General features: G+C 72.0%; 12 protein-coding genes. 4 read left to right on the top strand and 8 right to left on the bottom strand.

Annotation, left to right across the window (positions count from 1 at the left end):
- Positions 1-155: 155 nt before the first annotated feature.
- Together ACE3Q3_RS11655 and ACE3Q3_RS11650 are read right to left on the bottom strand one after the other, a co-directional pair.
- The gene (locus ACE3Q3_RS11655; RefSeq protein ID WP_374446072.1) at positions 156-2096 is read right to left on the bottom strand and encodes a TRAP transporter permease; all 1941 of its coding nucleotides are present in this window, start codon (positions 2094-2096) and stop codon (positions 156-158) included.
- A 142-nt stretch (positions 2097-2238) separates the two neighbouring features.
- A complete protein-coding gene (locus ACE3Q3_RS11650; protein WP_374446069.1) occupies positions 2239-3216 on the bottom strand; it encodes a TAXI family TRAP transporter solute-binding subunit in 978 nt (325 codons plus the stop codon).
- Between the two features lie 206 nt (positions 3217-3422).
- On the opposite strand from ACE3Q3_RS11650, the gene ACE3Q3_RS11645 reads away from it, so the two are divergent.
- The gene (locus tag ACE3Q3_RS11645) at positions 3423-4484 is read left to right on the top strand and encodes a dihydrodipicolinate synthase family protein (protein WP_374446067.1); all 1062 of its coding nucleotides are present in this window, start codon (positions 3423-3425) and stop codon (positions 4482-4484) included.
- Between the two features lie 23 nt (positions 4485-4507).
- Here the strand turns inward: ACE3Q3_RS11645 and ACE3Q3_RS11640 are convergent, their stop codons facing one another.
- Positions 4508-4969, bottom strand: a complete 462-nt coding sequence (locus tag ACE3Q3_RS11640; protein WP_374446065.1) for a hypothetical protein — start codon at positions 4967-4969, stop codon at positions 4508-4510.
- A gap of 138 nt (positions 4970-5107) precedes the next feature.
- Between ACE3Q3_RS11640 and ACE3Q3_RS11635 the strand changes: the two genes are divergently transcribed.
- Positions 5108-6301, top strand: coding sequence for a pyridoxal phosphate-dependent aminotransferase (locus ACE3Q3_RS11635; protein ID WP_374446063.1), 1194 nt, complete (start codon positions 5108-5110; stop codon positions 6299-6301).
- A gap of 8 nt (positions 6302-6309) precedes the next feature.
- Here ACE3Q3_RS11635 and ACE3Q3_RS11630 read toward each other — a convergent pair whose 3' ends face one another.
- Both ACE3Q3_RS11630 and ACE3Q3_RS11625 read right to left on the bottom strand, forming a co-directional pair.
- Positions 6310-8013 carry a solute carrier family 23 protein gene (locus ACE3Q3_RS11630; RefSeq protein WP_374446060.1) on the bottom strand — a complete coding sequence of 568 codons (1704 nt, stop codon included), beginning with the start codon at positions 8011-8013 and terminating at the stop codon, positions 6310-6312.
- Between the two features lie 47 nt (positions 8014-8060).
- A complete protein-coding gene (locus tag ACE3Q3_RS11625; protein WP_374446057.1) occupies positions 8061-8945 on the bottom strand; it encodes a transcriptional regulator GcvA in 885 nt (294 codons plus the stop codon).
- A 219-nt stretch (positions 8946-9164) separates the two neighbouring features.
- On the opposite strand from ACE3Q3_RS11625, the gene ACE3Q3_RS11620 reads away from it, so the two are divergent.
- Positions 9165-9401 (top strand): DUF1127 domain-containing protein, encoded by a 237-nt coding sequence (locus ACE3Q3_RS11620; RefSeq protein WP_374446054.1) that lies wholly within the window; start codon positions 9165-9167, stop codon positions 9399-9401.
- A gap of 76 nt (positions 9402-9477) precedes the next feature.
- On the opposite strand, the gene ACE3Q3_RS11615 is transcribed toward ACE3Q3_RS11620, so the two are convergent.
- Genes ACE3Q3_RS11615 through ACE3Q3_RS11605 form a run of 3 tightly spaced genes read right to left on the bottom strand, consistent with a single transcriptional unit; the run spans position 9478 to position 12786 of the window.
- The gene (locus ACE3Q3_RS11615) at positions 9478-10710 is read right to left on the bottom strand and encodes a class I SAM-dependent methyltransferase (protein WP_374446052.1); all 1233 of its coding nucleotides are present in this window, start codon (positions 10708-10710) and stop codon (positions 9478-9480) included.
- On the bottom strand, positions 10707-11714 hold the full coding sequence (locus tag ACE3Q3_RS11610) for an NADPH:quinone oxidoreductase family protein (RefSeq protein WP_374446049.1): 1008 nt from the start codon (positions 11712-11714) through the stop codon (positions 10707-10709). Before ACE3Q3_RS11610 ends, ACE3Q3_RS11615 begins: the two co-directional genes overlap by 4 nt.
- Positions 11715-11745: 31 nt before the next feature.
- Complete coding sequence (locus tag ACE3Q3_RS11605; protein WP_374446047.1) at positions 11746-12786, bottom strand: asparaginase; 1041 nt, start codon at positions 12784-12786, stop codon at positions 11746-11748.
- Positions 12787-13018: 232 nt separating this feature from the next.
- On the opposite strand from ACE3Q3_RS11605, the gene ACE3Q3_RS11600 reads away from it, so the two are divergent.
- The gene (locus ACE3Q3_RS11600; RefSeq protein WP_374446044.1) at positions 13019-14866 is read left to right on the top strand and encodes an ABC transporter ATP-binding protein/permease; all 1848 of its coding nucleotides are present in this window, start codon (positions 13019-13021) and stop codon (positions 14864-14866) included.
- Positions 14867-14884 lie beyond the last annotated feature (18 nt).

The raw sequence follows: 14884 nt of genomic DNA, 5'->3' as shown, positions 1-14884 counted from the left end.
CAAGGCACCGCCGCCCGCGCATCCCTTCCCTAATCACGATGTCCAAGAACCGTTTCCCGGTCCGTCCGGCGCCGTTTCGCTCGGCACCGCCCGTCTGGGAGGCCGGCTTATAAGGGGGTGCCGAAGGGGCGTCAACACGTTTGTGACGATTTTTTTCACCCCCCCGCGGAAGGCCCGGAAATCCGCGTGGAAGCGCGGCCCGCAGCCCAGGCGGCGACCAGGATCGCCAGCCCAGCGAGATCGCCCCACCAGGCCCCGGACACGAGCAGAAGGCCGGCCGCCAGCAGAATCACCCGCATGATCCAGCCGAGCGGCCGGACGAGCCACGCCTCGCTCGCGAAGGCCAGCGCCAGCACCCCGAGGATCCCGGTGGCGACCGCGATCGCGACCGCGAGCGCATCCCCCTGCATCAGCAGCGCCGGCTGGTAGAAGAACATGAACGGCACGATGAAGGCGCCGACGCCGTAGCGGACGGATTCGAAGGAGGTCTTCCAGGGGTCCGATCCCGCCAGAGCGGCGGCCGCGAAGGAGGCGAGCGCGACCGGGGGCGTGATCGCCGAGATGACGGCGTAGTAGAAGATGAAGAGGTGCGCGATCAGCGGCGGGATGCCCATCTGCTGCAGCCCCGGCGCGATCACGGCGGCGGCGATCGCATAGGCGGCCGTCGTCGGCATCCCCATCCCCAGCAGCAGCGCGATCAGCATGGCGAAGACCAGCGCCAGGAACTGGCTCTCGCCGGCGATCGCCAGCACCAGGGCCGAGAAGCGGCCGCCGAGCCCGGTCAGGCCGAGGACGCCGACGATGATGCCGGCGCAGGCGCAGACCGCGACCAGCTGCAGCGACTGCCTGGTCGCATCGTCGAGGGCGCGGATCGTCGCCACCGGGCCCATCCGGCTGTCACGGCTGATCCAGCTGGTGACGATCGCGGCGACGATGCCCATCGTCCCGGCGCGGATGACCGAGAATCCGGACATCAGCGTCCAGATCAGGATGACGAGCGGCGCCAGTAGGTAGACCTGCCGCAGCAGGCGCGGAACGCTCGGAAGCTCGGCCCGCGGCAGCCCGCGGATGTTCTGCTTGACCGCCTCGATGTCGACGTGGGCGTAGTTGGCGACGTAGAACAGCACCGCCGGCACCACCGCGGCGAGGGCGATGTCGGTGTAGGCGATGCCGGTGATCTCGGCCATCAGGAAGGCGCCGGCGCCCATCACCGGCGGCACGATCTGCCCGCCGGTCGAGGAGGTGGCCTCGATCGCCGCCGCCGAAGTCCGGGAATAGCCGACGCGGCGCATCATCGGGATCGAGAACATGCCGCTCGCCACGACGTTGGCGACGGCGCTGCCGGATATCGTCCCGAAGAGAACGCCCGAGACCACCGTCACCTTCGCCGGGCCGCCGCGCACCCCGCCGAACAGGCCGACCGCCAGGTTGATGAAATAGTCGCCGGTCTTGGACGCCTGCAGGAAGGCGGCGAAGGCGACGAAGAGGATGATGAACTGCGAGGAGGCCGCCGTGGTCATCCCGAAGATCCCCTCCATGCTGTAGATGAAGGAGAAGAAGAGGTCGGCCTCGTACCCGCGATAGTTGAGGATGCCCGGCAGCCACGGCCCGACGAAGACGTAGGCGATGAAGACGAGGCAGATGATCGGCAGGGCGAGGCCGGCCGTGCGGCGGGTGATCTCGATGACCAGCACGGTGCCGACCGCGGCGACGATGGCGTCGGTCTGGGTCGGCAGGACGCCGGTGCGTCCGATCAGTTCGTCGACGTTGGCCCAGATGTAGGCGCAGCAGGCGAGCGACAGCAGCACCGCTGCCCAGTCGTACCAGGGCACCCGCAGGCCGACGCCGGACGAGCGCATGGGATAGAGCAGGAAGGCGATCGCCGAGCCGACGGTGACATGGATGGTGCGGAACACCCACTCGTCGAGCGGCACGACGTTGAGGACCGCGATATGGAAGAGGCAGTAGGCGGCGGACAGACCGACGAAGGCATGGCCGCGCCAGCCGGCGAAGGTGCGCGTGCGCGCCCCGAATTCGAGACGTTCGGCGCGCTCGGCGTCGGCGGCCGAAAGAGTGTCCTGGAAGCTGCTGGTCACGGCGACTGCCCCCCACGCGATCGGAGCCACGATCCGCGATCTGTCGCCGCGGTTGCGGCCGCGCCGCCGCCCGGGCGCGCGACCGGATAAGAGACGGCCCACCCGCGGGCGACGATCCCCCGCGGGTGGGCCCGTCGGGACCTCAGGGCTGCGGCTGCGCGCCGGGGTCGATCGCGACCCCGATTTCCTTGTAGTAGCGGGCAGCCCCCGGGTGGAACGGCAGGAAGCGGTTGGTCGAGGCGTTCTTGGCCAGCGTGTCGACGGCGGCGGCGTGGGTCTGCACCATGCGCTGGTTGTTCTCGAGAACCGCCTTGGTGATGGCGTAGGCGAGGTCGTCCGGCAGCGTCTTGTGGGCGATGCCGAAGTTCCACATCGAGAGCGTCTTGTTGTCGACCGTCTGCTGCTTGTAGGTGCCGGCCTTGATCGTGAACGGCGCGACGTAGGGCGCCTTCGCCATGATCGCCTTGATCTCGTCGTCGGTGTAGCCGAAGAAATTCACCTTGTGGGTGGTGTCGAGCTCGCTGAAGGCGGGGATCGGCAGGCCGGCGCCGAAGGCGAAGGCGTCGAGACGCCCGTCGGCGAGCTGGGAAGCCATGTCGTTGCCCTGGCCGAAGCGGGCGGTGACGTTGATCCCGAGATCCTTGAACCAGCGCGTCATGTAGACGCCGGGGGTGCCCGCCGCCGGCCCGAAGCCGACCGTCTTGCCGGCGAGATCCTTCATCGACTGGACGTCGGCGCCCGCCTTCTGAATGGCGACGACGTGGAACGGCGTCTCGTACATCGGGAAGAGCGCCCGGATATCCGTGTGCTTGACGCCCTTGTTGATGACGAGCGTCCCCTCCCAGGCCTCGTAGGCCGGCCCCATCGTCGTCATGCCGATCTCGGCGCGGCGCTGCTGGATCAACACGACGTTCTGGTTCGGCCCCTGCGTCTGCATGGTCGAGGTCGGCACCTTGACCACGTCGCTGACGACGGCGGCGACGCCCTGGCCGTAGACGGCGAAGGTGCCGCCCGGCGAAGCGGTCGTCAGCGTCAGTGACTTCGGCCAGCTCGTGTGCTGGGCGAAGGCCGTCCCGCCCGCGGCGAGCAGGGCCAGGATCGGCAAGGCCAGCTTCTTCATCGATGCGTCTCCCCGGTTCGATCGTTCGAATCACCGCCCGACCGACCCCAACCTTGGGTCGAGGAACCGGGCGCACGCAAAAAGACTTAGCCGCGACGTCCCGCCGCAGCAAGCCGGGGATGCCGGATGCGGGTTCGCGCGCGCGGCTTGACTCCCGTCGCCCGCTTCGGCGTCATCCGCTCCGGACCCGAGCCCCAGGAGACCGGATGCCGAAGCGCTGGCAGGACATCGACCCCGCGACCCTCGCGCTTCTGCGCGAAGGCACCGTCATCCCGGCCCATCCGCTGGCGCTGGGTCCCGACCGCCGGCTCGACCGCCGCCACCAGCGCGCGCTCTCCCGCTACTATCTGGCGTCCGGCTCGGGCGGAATGGCGGTCGGCGTCCACTCGACCCAGTTCGCGATCCGCGAGACCGGCCTCTACGAGCCGGTGCTGCGCCTGGCGGCCGAGACCGCGGCCGGCGCCGGGCGGCCGATCGTCCTGGTCGGCGGCATCGTCGGCCGCACCGAGCAGGCGCTGCGCGAGGCGGCCATCGTGCGCGACCTCGGCTACCATGCCGGCCTGCTCGGCCTCGGCGCGTGGCGCGGCACCGGCGAGGCGGAGGTGCTCGACCATTGCCGCCGGATCGCGGCGGAAATCCCGATCATGGGCTTCTATCTGCAGCCGGCGGCGGGCGGCCTGCTGCTGTCGGCCGACTTCTGGCGCCGCTTCGCCGAGATCGAGAACGTGGTCGCGATCAAGATGGCGCCGTTCAACCGCTACCGGACGCTGGACGTGATCCGCGGCGTGGTGATGGCCGGGGCCGAGGATCGCATCACCCTCTACACCGGCAACGACGATCACATCGTTCTCGACCTGCTGACGCCCTTCGGGGTGCGGCGCGGCGGCGAGACGGTGACGGTGCGCATCCGCGGCGGCCTGCTCGGCCACTGGAGCGTGTGGACGAGGCGGGCCGTCGAGCAGCTGGCCCGGATCAAGGCGGCGGTCGCGGCCGGGCCGATCCCGGCCGACCTGCTGGCGCTCGATTCCATGGTGACCGACGCCAACTCGGCCTTCTTCGACGTCGCCAACGACTTCCGCGGCTGCATCCCGGGCTGCCACGAGGTGCTGCGGCGGCAGGGATTGATGCAAGGCATCTGGTGCCTCGACCCCGACGAGACGCTGAGCCCCGGCCAGGCCGCCGAGATCGACCGCGTCGTCGCGGCCTATCCCGAACTCGGCGACGACGACTTCGTCGCGGCGAACCGCGACGCCTGGCTCGCGGACTGACCGGGCGCGTCGGGCGGGCGCGCTCAGTCCTCCTCGAGCACGATCGGGGAGTGGCTGATCTGCCGGCGCAGGCCGGCGAACGCTTCCTCGATGCGGTGCGAGATCTCCTCGTAGATCTCGCGGTCCTGGCTCATGCCGATATCGGTCAGGATGCGCAGGGTCTCCGGCGCGATGCTCGGATTGAGGCGCAGCAGGCCGCGCAGCGAGCCGTCGCGATGGTCGAAGCCGGCGACCTGGAAATTGAACGGCTGGCCCGAGACCAGCAGGTGGGCGACCAGCACCATGAACTCGCGCCCGCTCGGGCAGTCGCGGCTCGGATGCACCACGGTCGCGGTGCGGTCGGTCAGTGCCAGACGCGAATTCTCCGACTGGTCGGGCCGGAAGACGGTCAGCGGCACGCCGCTGCGTTCGCAGGCCCGCTGCAGGTGGAGGATGTCGGCGGAGAGAATCCACCGGAGGTCGATATCCGGATCGTCGAGCCACATGCGCTTGAAAGAGCATGATCTTCGTCGATTTGGAAGCCCGTCTTCGGGCCCTCCCGCGAACCGGCGGCGGGGATTGGCGTTGCCTCGGCCCCGGCGCTTTGCGAGATTGCCGGCCCCGCCCACGAAGGTGCCGCCGCCATGAATGCCACGACCCAGCCGCTCGTCGACGGTCCGAGCTACGCCGCGCCGGTGCGCGCGGCCGCCAGCTTCCTGCCGGCCTCGAAGATCGGCGCCGTCGCCATGGTCGGCCGCGGCGATCCCGACGTGATCCCGCTGTGGTTCGGCGAAGGCGACCTCACCACCCCGGCCTTCATCAACGAGGCGGCGACGCGCGCGCTCGCGGCCGGCGAGACCTTCTACACCTGGCAGCGCGGCATCCCGCCGCTGCGCCAGGCGATCGCCGACTATACGGCGCGGGTCTACGGCATCGCCTGCGGGCCGGAGCGGATCACGGTCACGGGCTCGGGCATGCAGGCGATCATCCTGACCTGCCAGGCGCTCCTCGGCCGCGGCGACAACGCGGTCATCGTCGGGCCGATCTGGCCCAACATCGTCCACGGCGTGGAACTGCAGGAGGCGGAGGCCCGGCAGGTCGACCTCGCCTTCGACGGCGCCGCCTGGAGCCTCGACCTCGACCGGCTGTTCGCCGCGGTCGACGAGCGGACGCGCTTCATCTTCGTCAACTCGCCCAACAACCCGACCGGCTGGGTCATGCCCTCGGAGATGCAGAAGGCGATCCTCGACTTCTGCCGCGAGCGGCACATCTGGGTGGTCGCCGACGAGGTCTATGCGCGCCTCGTCTACGATCGGCCGGTGGCGCCCTCCTTCCTCGAACATGCCGGCCCCGACGATCCGCTGGTCGTGGTGCAGAGCTTCTCCAAGCCCTGGGCGATGACCGGCTGGCGCCTCGGCTGGGTCACCTCGCCCGACAATTTCGGCGATCTGCTGGCCAAGCTCACCCAGATCAACACCTCGGGCTCGCCCGCCTTCCTCCAGCACGGAGCCCTGGCCGCCATCCGCGACGGCGACGCCTTCCTGGCCGAGATGGTCGAGCGCTGCCGGGTCGGACGCGAGGTGGTGCTGCAGGGCCTCGCCCGCTTCCCGCGCGTCCGCATCGCCCGGCCGGAGGCGGCGTTCTACGCCTTCTTCGGGGTCGACGGCATGGCCGACAGCCTGGAGTTCGCCAAGCGCCTGGTGCGGGAGTCCAAGGTCGGCGTCGCCCCCGGCATCGCCTTCGGCGCCGGCGGCGAGGGCTACCTCCGGCTCTGCTTCGCCAGCGCGCCCGAGCGCCTGCAGACGGCGATCGACCGGATGGCGCCGCTGCTCGCCTGACGCCGCGGTCAGGACACGAAGCGCAGCTCGAGCCGGCTCGTCCCGTTCTCGGAGCGGACGCGGCAGCCGTCCGCGAGGCCGGCCACGATGTGGGCGGTCATGCGCAGGAGCGCGTCGTCCTGTTCGAGCAATTCGTCCGGCGTCGGCCGCGGGCTGCCGACCGGCAGCGCCGCGCCCGCGTAGGCGACGAGCACGTCGAGGTGCAGGTCGTCGTAGCGCAGCGACACGTCGACCGTCGGCTTCTCCAGGATGCCCGACTCGAACAGGGTCTCGACCGCCTGCATGGTGCCGAGCTGGGCGTGGTCGACGAGCGCCCGGCGCAGCCCCCACTGCTGGCCCTTCCGCTCGAAGAAGTCGCGCAGGCGGATCGGCAGCGGATCGTCCGCCGCCAGCGTCAGCAGTTCCTTCTCGGAGATGCCGATCCGGAAGAGGAGGTTGAGGCCGACCGCGACCACCGACCCGACGAAGAGCGGCGAGCCCATGACCGGCTTGATCCAGTCCGGCGCCGGCTCGGCCAGCTCCGGGTGCAGCAGCGCCGCCAGCCCGGCGATCACCGACAGCCCGACCATGAAGATCCGCCGGGTGTTCAGCATCCGGGCGAAGATCAGCTCCATCCCGGCGGCGATCATGAAGGCCGCGGCGTTGAGGACGATCGCGCCCACCACCGCCTCCGGGAGGATCGCCAGGAACATCGCGATCTTCGGAATGAAGGCGCAGACGACCCCGAGGATGCCGGCGAGGAGGCCGATGCGCCAGGCGACCGCGCCGGTGGAGAACGAGAGCCCGACGCTCGACGAGGACAGGCCCGCCGGGTAGCCGCCGAGGAGGCCGGCCAGGACGTTGCCGGCGCCGACCGTCCGGATCGCCCGCCCGGCCGTCGCCGTGTCGGTGCGCTGCCAGTCGGCATCGGCCAGCTTCTGCGCCCCGACATGCGCGCCCAGCGCGTCCAGCGTATGGACGCAGGCGATGAGCAGGACCAGCGGCAGCAGCGACCAGTTGAAGATCCAGCCCTCGAAGCGCAGCGACGGCAGGGCGAAGAAGGGCGTCTCGGAGAGGCGGCGCAGGTCGCTCGGCGCGAAGAGCCCGAACCAGGCGGCAAGCGCGACGCCGACGACGGCGCCGATCATCAGGCTGAAGAGGCGCAGCGGTCCGCGGCCATAGACCGCGGTGCCGACGATGGCGGCCAGCGTCACGCCGGCCACCAAGGGCGCCGTCGCCGCGTCGCCGCGCACGCCCTGCTCCAGGCAGCGCTCCAGCGCGCCCGGGACGAGGGAAATCCCGAGCAGCACGACGACGACCCCGATCACTTCCGGCGGAAACCCGCGCCGGAGCCAGTGGAGGCCGCGCGCCAGCGCCATCTGGACCACGCCGGCCGTCACCACCAGGGGCGCGAGCGCGGCCAGGCCGCCGAACGGCAGCGTCTGGAGCGCCAGCGGCAGGAAGATCGGCGACGGCTGGTGGACATGGAGGTGGCCGCTGCCCCAGGGCGCCGGTAGCGACTGGAAGATGGTCCCGAGCCCGACCGACAGGATCGCCATCGTCAGGAACGGGATCTCGGCCGCCTCCGACAGGCCGAGGCCGCGCCCGACCATCACCGGATAGACGATGAACATCAGCAGCAGGATCAGGTGCTGGAGCGCCAGCCCCGCGAGACGGTGCGGGGGCAGCCGGTCATCGCGGCCGTAGACGAGAAGTTGGGATTTCCGCTCCATCCGCGAGGGGCCGCTCCGTCGAGATCGTCGCTACCGGGAGGCAGACACTAGGCCGCCGCCGCCTCGCGCATCAACCAGTCGCGGAATGCGCGGACCTTGTGCCGGCCGGCATGGGCGGGCGGACAGACGACGTAGTAGGCGAGGTCGCTCGCGATATCGATGCGGAACGGCCGCACCAGGCGCCCCGCCTTCAGATCCTCCTGCGCCAGGGCACTGCGCGCCAGCGCCACCCCCTGCCCCTCGACCGCGGCCTGGACGACCATGCTGGAGTCGCTGAAGCGCGGGCCGCGGCGCCAGTCGACGTCGCTGACGCCCGCCGCCTGCAGCCACATCCGCCAGTCGTGCTCGAAATCGTCGTGCAGCAGCGTGTGGTGGCGGAGGTCGGCCGGCTCGCTCAGCGGCCGCGGCCCGGCCAGCAGGCGCGGGCTGCACACCGGGAAGAGCTCCTCGTCCAGCAGGCGCTCGCAGACCAGCCCCGGCCAGGGCCCGCGGCCGGCGCGGATGGCGAGGTCGACGCCGTCGTCGAACCGCGTGAGCCGGGCGTCGGCGGCGATTCGCACCTCGATGTCGGGGTGGGCGGCCTGGAACCGGCCGAGCCGCGGCACCAGCCACTTCGCGGCGAAGGACGGCACCACGGTCACCGTCAATGGGCCGCTGCCGTCGTTCCGCCTTGTGTGCGACACCGCCGCCTCGATGCGGTCGAAGGCGTCGCGCACCGACGCCAGCAGCTCGCGCCCCGCCTCGGTCAGCGCCAGCCGGCGCGGCAGGCGCTGGAACAGCCGCACGCCCAGCCAGTCCTCCAGGCTCTTGATCTGGTGGCTGACGGCGGCCTGGGTCACCGCCAGTTCGTCGGCGGCGCGGGTGAAGCTGAGCAGGCGCGCCGCCGCCTCGAAGGCGCGAAGGGAGGTCAGCGGGGGCAGGTCACGGCGCATCGGATGGATTATATGGGCTAATCCGTCCCATGAGAATTCATCGTTTGTTCTTCCACGAGAACGCCATTATTTCAGGGCATATGAAGGATGCACAGCGCCGACGGGCCCAACCCACCTTATCCTGATCCCTCGCGGGCCACCCCCGCCGTGGGGTGGTCGAGGCGGGTCGTCCGGAAGCGCTTCCGACGACATCCGACCGTTGCGATGGAGTACCTCCCGATGGCTTCCCCCAGCTTGACCCCCGCCGGCACCCCCGGCATCGCGCCCGCCGCCGGCGCGCCGACGCTGCGGCCGGGAGCGCTCCTGCAGCGCGCGTTCTCGCTGCTGGTCGAATGGAACGACCGCTACCGGCAGCGGGTCCATCTCGGCCAGCTCGACGACCGGATGCTGCGCGACATGGGCCTCACCCGCACCGACGCGATCGGCGAATACGACAAGCCCTTCTGGCGCGGCTGAGCCCCCTCCCGGTTCCCGAGGCCGCACCAGGAACGGCCGGACGGCCCCCCGTCCGGCCGTTCGTCGTTGTGCCGCGCTACGGGACGCGGCGCGACAGCAGCAGCCGGTTGATCCCGCACAGCCCCTCGAAGACGCCCTGGAAGGCAGCGGCGAACGTCCGCCCGTCGAGCCGGGGCGCGACCGTCCGGCGCAGGTCGTCGCGGATGGCGGCGACGGTGCGGTGGCCGTCGATCCGGGCGACGATCGGCCCGGCGAGGTCGGGCAGCGACAGCGACAGCGGCGCCCCGTCGAAGCGGACGACGAGCGGCTGACCCGGCTTCAGGGCCCGCGCCAGCGCCGCCGCCTCGATGTCCCGCAGTACCGGCACCGCCGCATCGTCGAGCGCGCAGACCGGATCGTCGGCGCGATCGGCGGCGACAGCATAGGCGATGTGGACCTTCATCCCGCACGACAGCAGTTCGGCCGCCGCCATCCGCTCGGCCGCCGGCAGGCCAGCGAGCCGTCGCCGCACCGCCGGATCGGCGATCCAGGTTTCCGGCCGGTAGCGGATCGGCTCGACGAAGCTGACGAGGCGCAGCCCCGCCCCGGCCAGCAGGGCGAGGACGCCCGGCACCCGGTAGGCCCGGTCGCGGGCGTGCAGCAGCAGGTCGAAGAGCCCGGCGTCGCTCGACAGATGGTCGCCCAGCAGCGGGTTGCGGCGCAGGAGATTGGTGTCCGGCAGCCCGCGGACGACGCGACGGGCGAGCGCCACCCGCTCGGCCGGCGGCAGGTCCGGCGGCGCCAGGCCGCGCAGCAGGTCCTGCATCGGGTAGACGCCGCTCCGCCCGAGTTCGCCATAGACCATGATGCCGATGCCGCCGCCCGGCGCCAGCGTCGCCGCCAGGGCCCGCAGCCCGGCGTCGGGGTCGTCCAGATGATGCAGCACGCCGCAGCAGTCGATGTAGTCGAAGCGGCCGAGCCCGGCCGCCTCCAGCAGCGAGCCGGTGACGAAGCGCATGGTTAGCCCGCGCTCGGCGGCCCGCGCCTCGGCGATCCGCCGGGCGGCCGTCGAGAGGTCGAGATGCACGACCTCCGCCGCCAGGCCGCGGTCGGCGAGCTGCTGCGCCAGCATGATCGCCCCGTCGCCGGTGCCGCCGCCGGCGAAGAGCACCCGCAGCGGGCGGTCGGCCGGGATGCGGCCGGCGAAGAGATAGTGCTCGACCTCGGCGATGTGGCTGGGCGAGCCGGTGACGAGCCGGCGTCGCTCGTCCTTCGGGTCGCGGGCCGGGTAGGGATAGGTCTCGTACTGCGCCCGGACCGGATCGGTCATCCGTGCGGCCCGGCCCCCGGCTCGCTGCGGCCGGTCGTGAGCACCACCTTGCCGGTCGAGCGGCGGTCGCGCAGCAGCCCGATCGCCGCCGCCGCGTCGGCGAGGTCGAGCCGGTGGGAGACGTGCGGCTTCAGCCGGCCCTCGGCCCACCACCCGAACAGCGTCTCCAGGCTGTCGCGGACCACCTTGGGATCGCGCTGGCGATAGGCGCCCCAGAAGAGGCCGATGACGGCGATGTTCTTGACCAGCAGCAGGTTGGCCGGGGCCTGCGGGATGCGGCCCGAGGCGAAGCCGATGACGACGAGCCGGCCCTCCCAGGCGATGCAGCGCAGCGAGGCGTCGAACACGTCGCCGCCGACCGGATCGTAGATGACGTCGGCGCCGCGCCCGTCGGTGATCTCGCGCACGCGCTGGCGCAGATCCTCGCGGGTATAGTCGATGAGGTGCTCGGCGCCGTGCAGGGCCGCGACCGCGAGCTTCTCCGGCGTCGAGGCGGACGCGATCACCGTGGCGCCCATGGCCCGGCCGATCTCGACCGCCGTCAGCCCGACCCCGCCGGCCGCGCCGTGAACCAGCAGGGTCTCGCCCGGCTGCAGGCGGGCGCGGCGGTCGAGTGCGACGTGCGAGGTGCCGTAGACCACCGGGAAGGCCGCCGCCGTCGCCATGTCCATGCCGTCCGGAAGCGGGAACAGCCGGTCCTCGGGGGCGAGCAGCGTGTCGGCATAGGCCCCGGTGTCGACAAGGCAGGCGACGCGGTCGCCGGGGCGGACGCGCGTCACCCCCTCGCCGCAGGCCGCGACCACGCCCGCCGCCTCCAGCCCCGGCGTGAAGGGCACCGGCGGCTTCTCCTGATACTGGCCGAGGACCATCAGTCCGTCGGCGAAGTTGATCCCGACCGCATGGACCTCGACCAGCACTTGGCCGGGCCCGGGCTCGGGCGTCGGCAGTTCCTCGACCACGAGGTTGCCCAGGTCGCCATAGGCATGGCAGCGCACGGCACGCATCGGCAGGTCCTCCGGCTTCCGGCTCGGGACGTCAGGACAGGTCGGCGGCGGCCCGCACCACGCCGACGTCCCGGCCGGCGACGTTGCGGATCGGCACCTCGAGGAACGCGGCCAGTTCGCGCTCCTGCTCGGCCGTGAAGGCGCCGAGCCGGCGCAGCGCCGCCGCCATCGCCACCTCCGCCGCGCGGCCGGCGCCGTCGTCGATCTTGAGGGCGATGCCGATGCCGCGGCCGACGAGGACGGCGCAGTAGACCCCTTCGGCACCGCTCTTCAGGCGCACCGTTTCGCCCGCCACCTGCATGACGCGGGTGACGAAGCTGCCGTGGCCGCTCACCATCACCGGCTCGACCGCCATCGCGCGGAGGATGCGGCCGGCGGCGTCCGCCCGCTCGGGCGTCAGGCCCGCGGTATCGTCCAGCCGGGCGAAGGCGCGGGCGAGCGCGCGCAGGGGGACGCCGAAGACCGGGATGCCGCAGCCGTCGTAGCCGCGCCCGGTGGCCGCCAGCGACTCCCCGCCCATCTCCTCGATCGTGCGATAGAGGCGCTGCTGCAGGGGATGCTCGCGGCGGATGTAGCCCTTGACGGGCAGACCGAGATGCAGCGCCGCGGTGACGAAGCCCGAGTGCTTGCCGGAGCAATTGTTGTGCAGGGTCGAGGGATGGCCGCCCGCCCGCAGCAGCGCTTCCATCGACTTCGGGTCGTAGGGCAGGTGGGCGCCGCACTCGAGATCGTCGGGCGACAGGCCGACGCGCCCGAGCCATGCCGCCACCGCCTCGGTATGGACGGTCTCGCCGCGGTGGGAAGCGCAGGCGAGCGCCAGTTCCCGGTCGCCGAGGCCGAAGCGGTCGGCGGCGCCGGATTCGACGAGCAGCAGGGCCTGCAGCGGCTTGATGGCCGAGCGCGGGTAGACCGCCTGGGCGACGTCGCCGACCTGATGGAGCACGCGGCCGGCGGCATCGACGACGGCGATCGAGCCGCGATGGCGGCTCTCGACGACGGTGCCGCGGGTGACCTCGACCAGGACGGGGTTGGCCGTGGCCACGGCGGCGACGGAAAGGGGGGCTTCGTTCATGGGGGCTGGCATGGGTTCGGGGGCCTCTGCTGCTCGGCGCTCCGGCCGGTACGGCGCCGGGCGACCTTGCATCCGGGCACGGGCCGGAGGCAAGCCCGGCCGGCATCCGCGGCCATGCAACCGGAAGGCGGGCCGGCCGTTGTCGGTGGCGCCGGTCCGCCCCGCCGCGGCGGACCGGGCGCTGCCGCCCCCGGGCCGCGCGCGGCACGGCGGCTCCGTGGAGGCTCTGGTGATGGCGAAGGCGTTGTCCGCAGGCGAGGAGGAGCGCCGGCTGGTGATGGCGCGGTTCTGGCAGTCGGCGCTCGGCTTCTGGCGCGGGCCCGGCTGGGCCGCCGCCTGGTCCCTGACGGTGGCCCTGGTCGCGATCGTGCTGGCCCAGATCGCGGTCCAGTACCAAGTCACGGTCTGGAACCGCGAGTTCTTCGACGCCCTGGAGCGACGCGACGGCTCGACGGTGCTGTCGCAGTGCCTGGTGCTGCTGGGGCTGGTGGCGGCGTCCGTCGCCCTCGGCGTCGCCAGCGTCGCCGGCCGCTTCGCCACCCATATCCGCTGGCGCCGGTTCCTGTCGCGCGCGCTCCTCGAGCACTGGTTCTGGAACGGCCGCTACTACCGCCTCAACCTGATGCGGGGCGACCACGACAACCCGGAACTGCGCATCGCCGACGACGCCCGCCTCGCCACCGATGCGCCGATCGACTTCGCCGTCGGCCTGCTGTCGGCGGCGGTCGGTGCGGCCACCTTCGTCACGGTGCTGTGGCGGGTCGGCGGCAGCATCGCGGTCGCCGGCTGGACCGTGCCGGGATATCTGGTGATCGCGGCCGTGCTCTATTCCGGCATCGCCACCGCGGCGATGATGATGGTGGGGCGCCGCTTCGTCGCCGTCGCCGAGCGCAAGAACGCGGTCGAGGCCGATTTCCGCTACTTCGCCGTCCGCCTGCGCGAGAACGGCGAGAGCATCGCGCTGCTCGGCGGCGAGGCGGAAGAGCGCGAGGCGCTCGCCCGGCGGCTGGAGCGGATCGGCAGGGCGTGGTGGCGGCTGGCCGGCCAGCACATGCGCACGACCACCGTCTCCCAGACCAACACGCTGCTGGCGCCGACGGTGCCGCTCCTGCTCTGCGCACCCAAGTATCTTTCCGGGACGATGTCCCTCGGCGACGTCATGCAGGCGGCCACCGCCTTCGTCGCCGTGCAGACCGCCTTCAACTGGCTGGTCGACAACTATCCGCGGCTTGCCGACTGGAAGGCGTCCGCCGTCCGCGTCGGGTCGCTGCTGCGCTCGCTCGACGTGCTGGAGCACGCCGAGGCGCCCGGCACCGTCGGCCAGATCGTCCATGGCGAGGGCGACGGGCCTGCACTCCGGCTCTCGGACGTCTCGGTGACGCTCGACGACGGCACCAGCGTCGTCGCCGAGACCGACTTCGCCATCGCACGCGGCCAGCGCGTGCTGGTCGTCGGCGAATCCGGCAGCGGCAAGAGCACGCTGCTCCGCGCCATCGCCGGCCTGTGGCCGTGGGGCGGCGGCGAGGTCCGGCGGCGGCGCGGCGCCTCCGTGTTCTTCATGCCGCAGCGCCCCTACCTGCCGATCGGCTCCCTGAAGCGGGTCGCCGCCTACCCCCAGGCGCCGGACGCCGTCACCGACGCGGCGGTCCGGACGGCACTGGAGACGGCCGAACTCGGCCACCTCGCGAGCCGGCTCGACGACGAGGACGACTGGGATCGCATCCTCTCGGGCGGCGAGAAGCAGCGCATCGCCTTTGCCCGCATGTTCCTGCTGCGGCCCGACATCGTCATCATGGACGAGGCGACGTCGGCGCTCGACGCCAGGATGCAGGACGCGATGATGCGGCGCCTCGCCACTGGCCTGCCGGACAGTGCCGTCGTCAGCGTCGGCCATCGCAGCGAACTCGAGCAGTTCCATGACCGCCGCCTGACGCTCGCCCGGCATCCGGACGGCGCCCAGCTGGTCCGCGACGAGGCGCTGGCGCGGGTCCGCGACACCGCCGGCTGGCTCGCCCGGCGCCTGTCCGACCCAGGCGCGAGGGTGTTCCGCCGTGGCCGGAAGACCCGCGCGGCCTCGTGACCGGCCGCGGGCAGGCCG

The sequence above is a fragment of the Allostella sp. genome (assembly GCF_041913585.1).
GTDB lineage: Bacteria > Pseudomonadota > Alphaproteobacteria > ATCC43930 > Allostellaceae > Allostella.
Note: the sequence above shows the minus strand (reverse complement) of the source record. Positions and strands in the feature narration are given on the sequence as shown.

Excerpts from the sequence above, each read along its gene's own strand:
- ACE3Q3_RS11640 (WP_374446065.1), bottom strand. The coding sequence starts at position 4,969 with ATGTGGCTCGACGATCCGGATATCGACCTCCGGTGGATTCTCTCCGCC.
- ACE3Q3_RS11605 (WP_374446047.1), bottom strand. The coding sequence starts at position 12,786 with ATGAACGAAGCCCCCCTTTCCGTCGCCGCCGTGGCCACGGCCAACCCC.
- ACE3Q3_RS11630 (WP_374446060.1), bottom strand. The coding sequence starts at position 8,013 with ATGGAGCGGAAATCCCAACTTCTCGTCTACGGCCGCGATGACCGGCTG.
- ACE3Q3_RS11600 (WP_374446044.1), top strand. The coding sequence starts at position 13,019 with ATGGCGAAGGCGTTGTCCGCAGGCGAGGAGGAGCGCCGGCTGGTGATG.
- ACE3Q3_RS11610 (WP_374446049.1), bottom strand. The coding sequence starts at position 11,714 with ATGCGTGCCGTGCGCTGCCATGCCTATGGCGACCTGGGCAACCTCGTG.
- ACE3Q3_RS11635 (WP_374446063.1), top strand. The coding sequence starts at position 5,108 with ATGAATGCCACGACCCAGCCGCTCGTCGACGGTCCGAGCTACGCCGCG.
- ACE3Q3_RS11645 (WP_374446067.1), top strand. The coding sequence starts at position 3,423 with ATGCCGAAGCGCTGGCAGGACATCGACCCCGCGACCCTCGCGCTTCTG.
- ACE3Q3_RS11625 (WP_374446057.1), bottom strand. The coding sequence starts at position 8,945 with ATGCGCCGTGACCTGCCCCCGCTGACCTCCCTTCGCGCCTTCGAGGCG.
- ACE3Q3_RS11650 (WP_374446069.1), bottom strand. The coding sequence starts at position 3,216 with ATGAAGAAGCTGGCCTTGCCGATCCTGGCCCTGCTCGCCGCGGGCGGG.
- ACE3Q3_RS11620 (WP_374446054.1), top strand. The coding sequence starts at position 9,165 with ATGGCTTCCCCCAGCTTGACCCCCGCCGGCACCCCCGGCATCGCGCCC.
- ACE3Q3_RS11615 (WP_374446052.1), bottom strand. The coding sequence starts at position 10,710 with ATGACCGATCCGGTCCGGGCGCAGTACGAGACCTATCCCTACCCGGCC.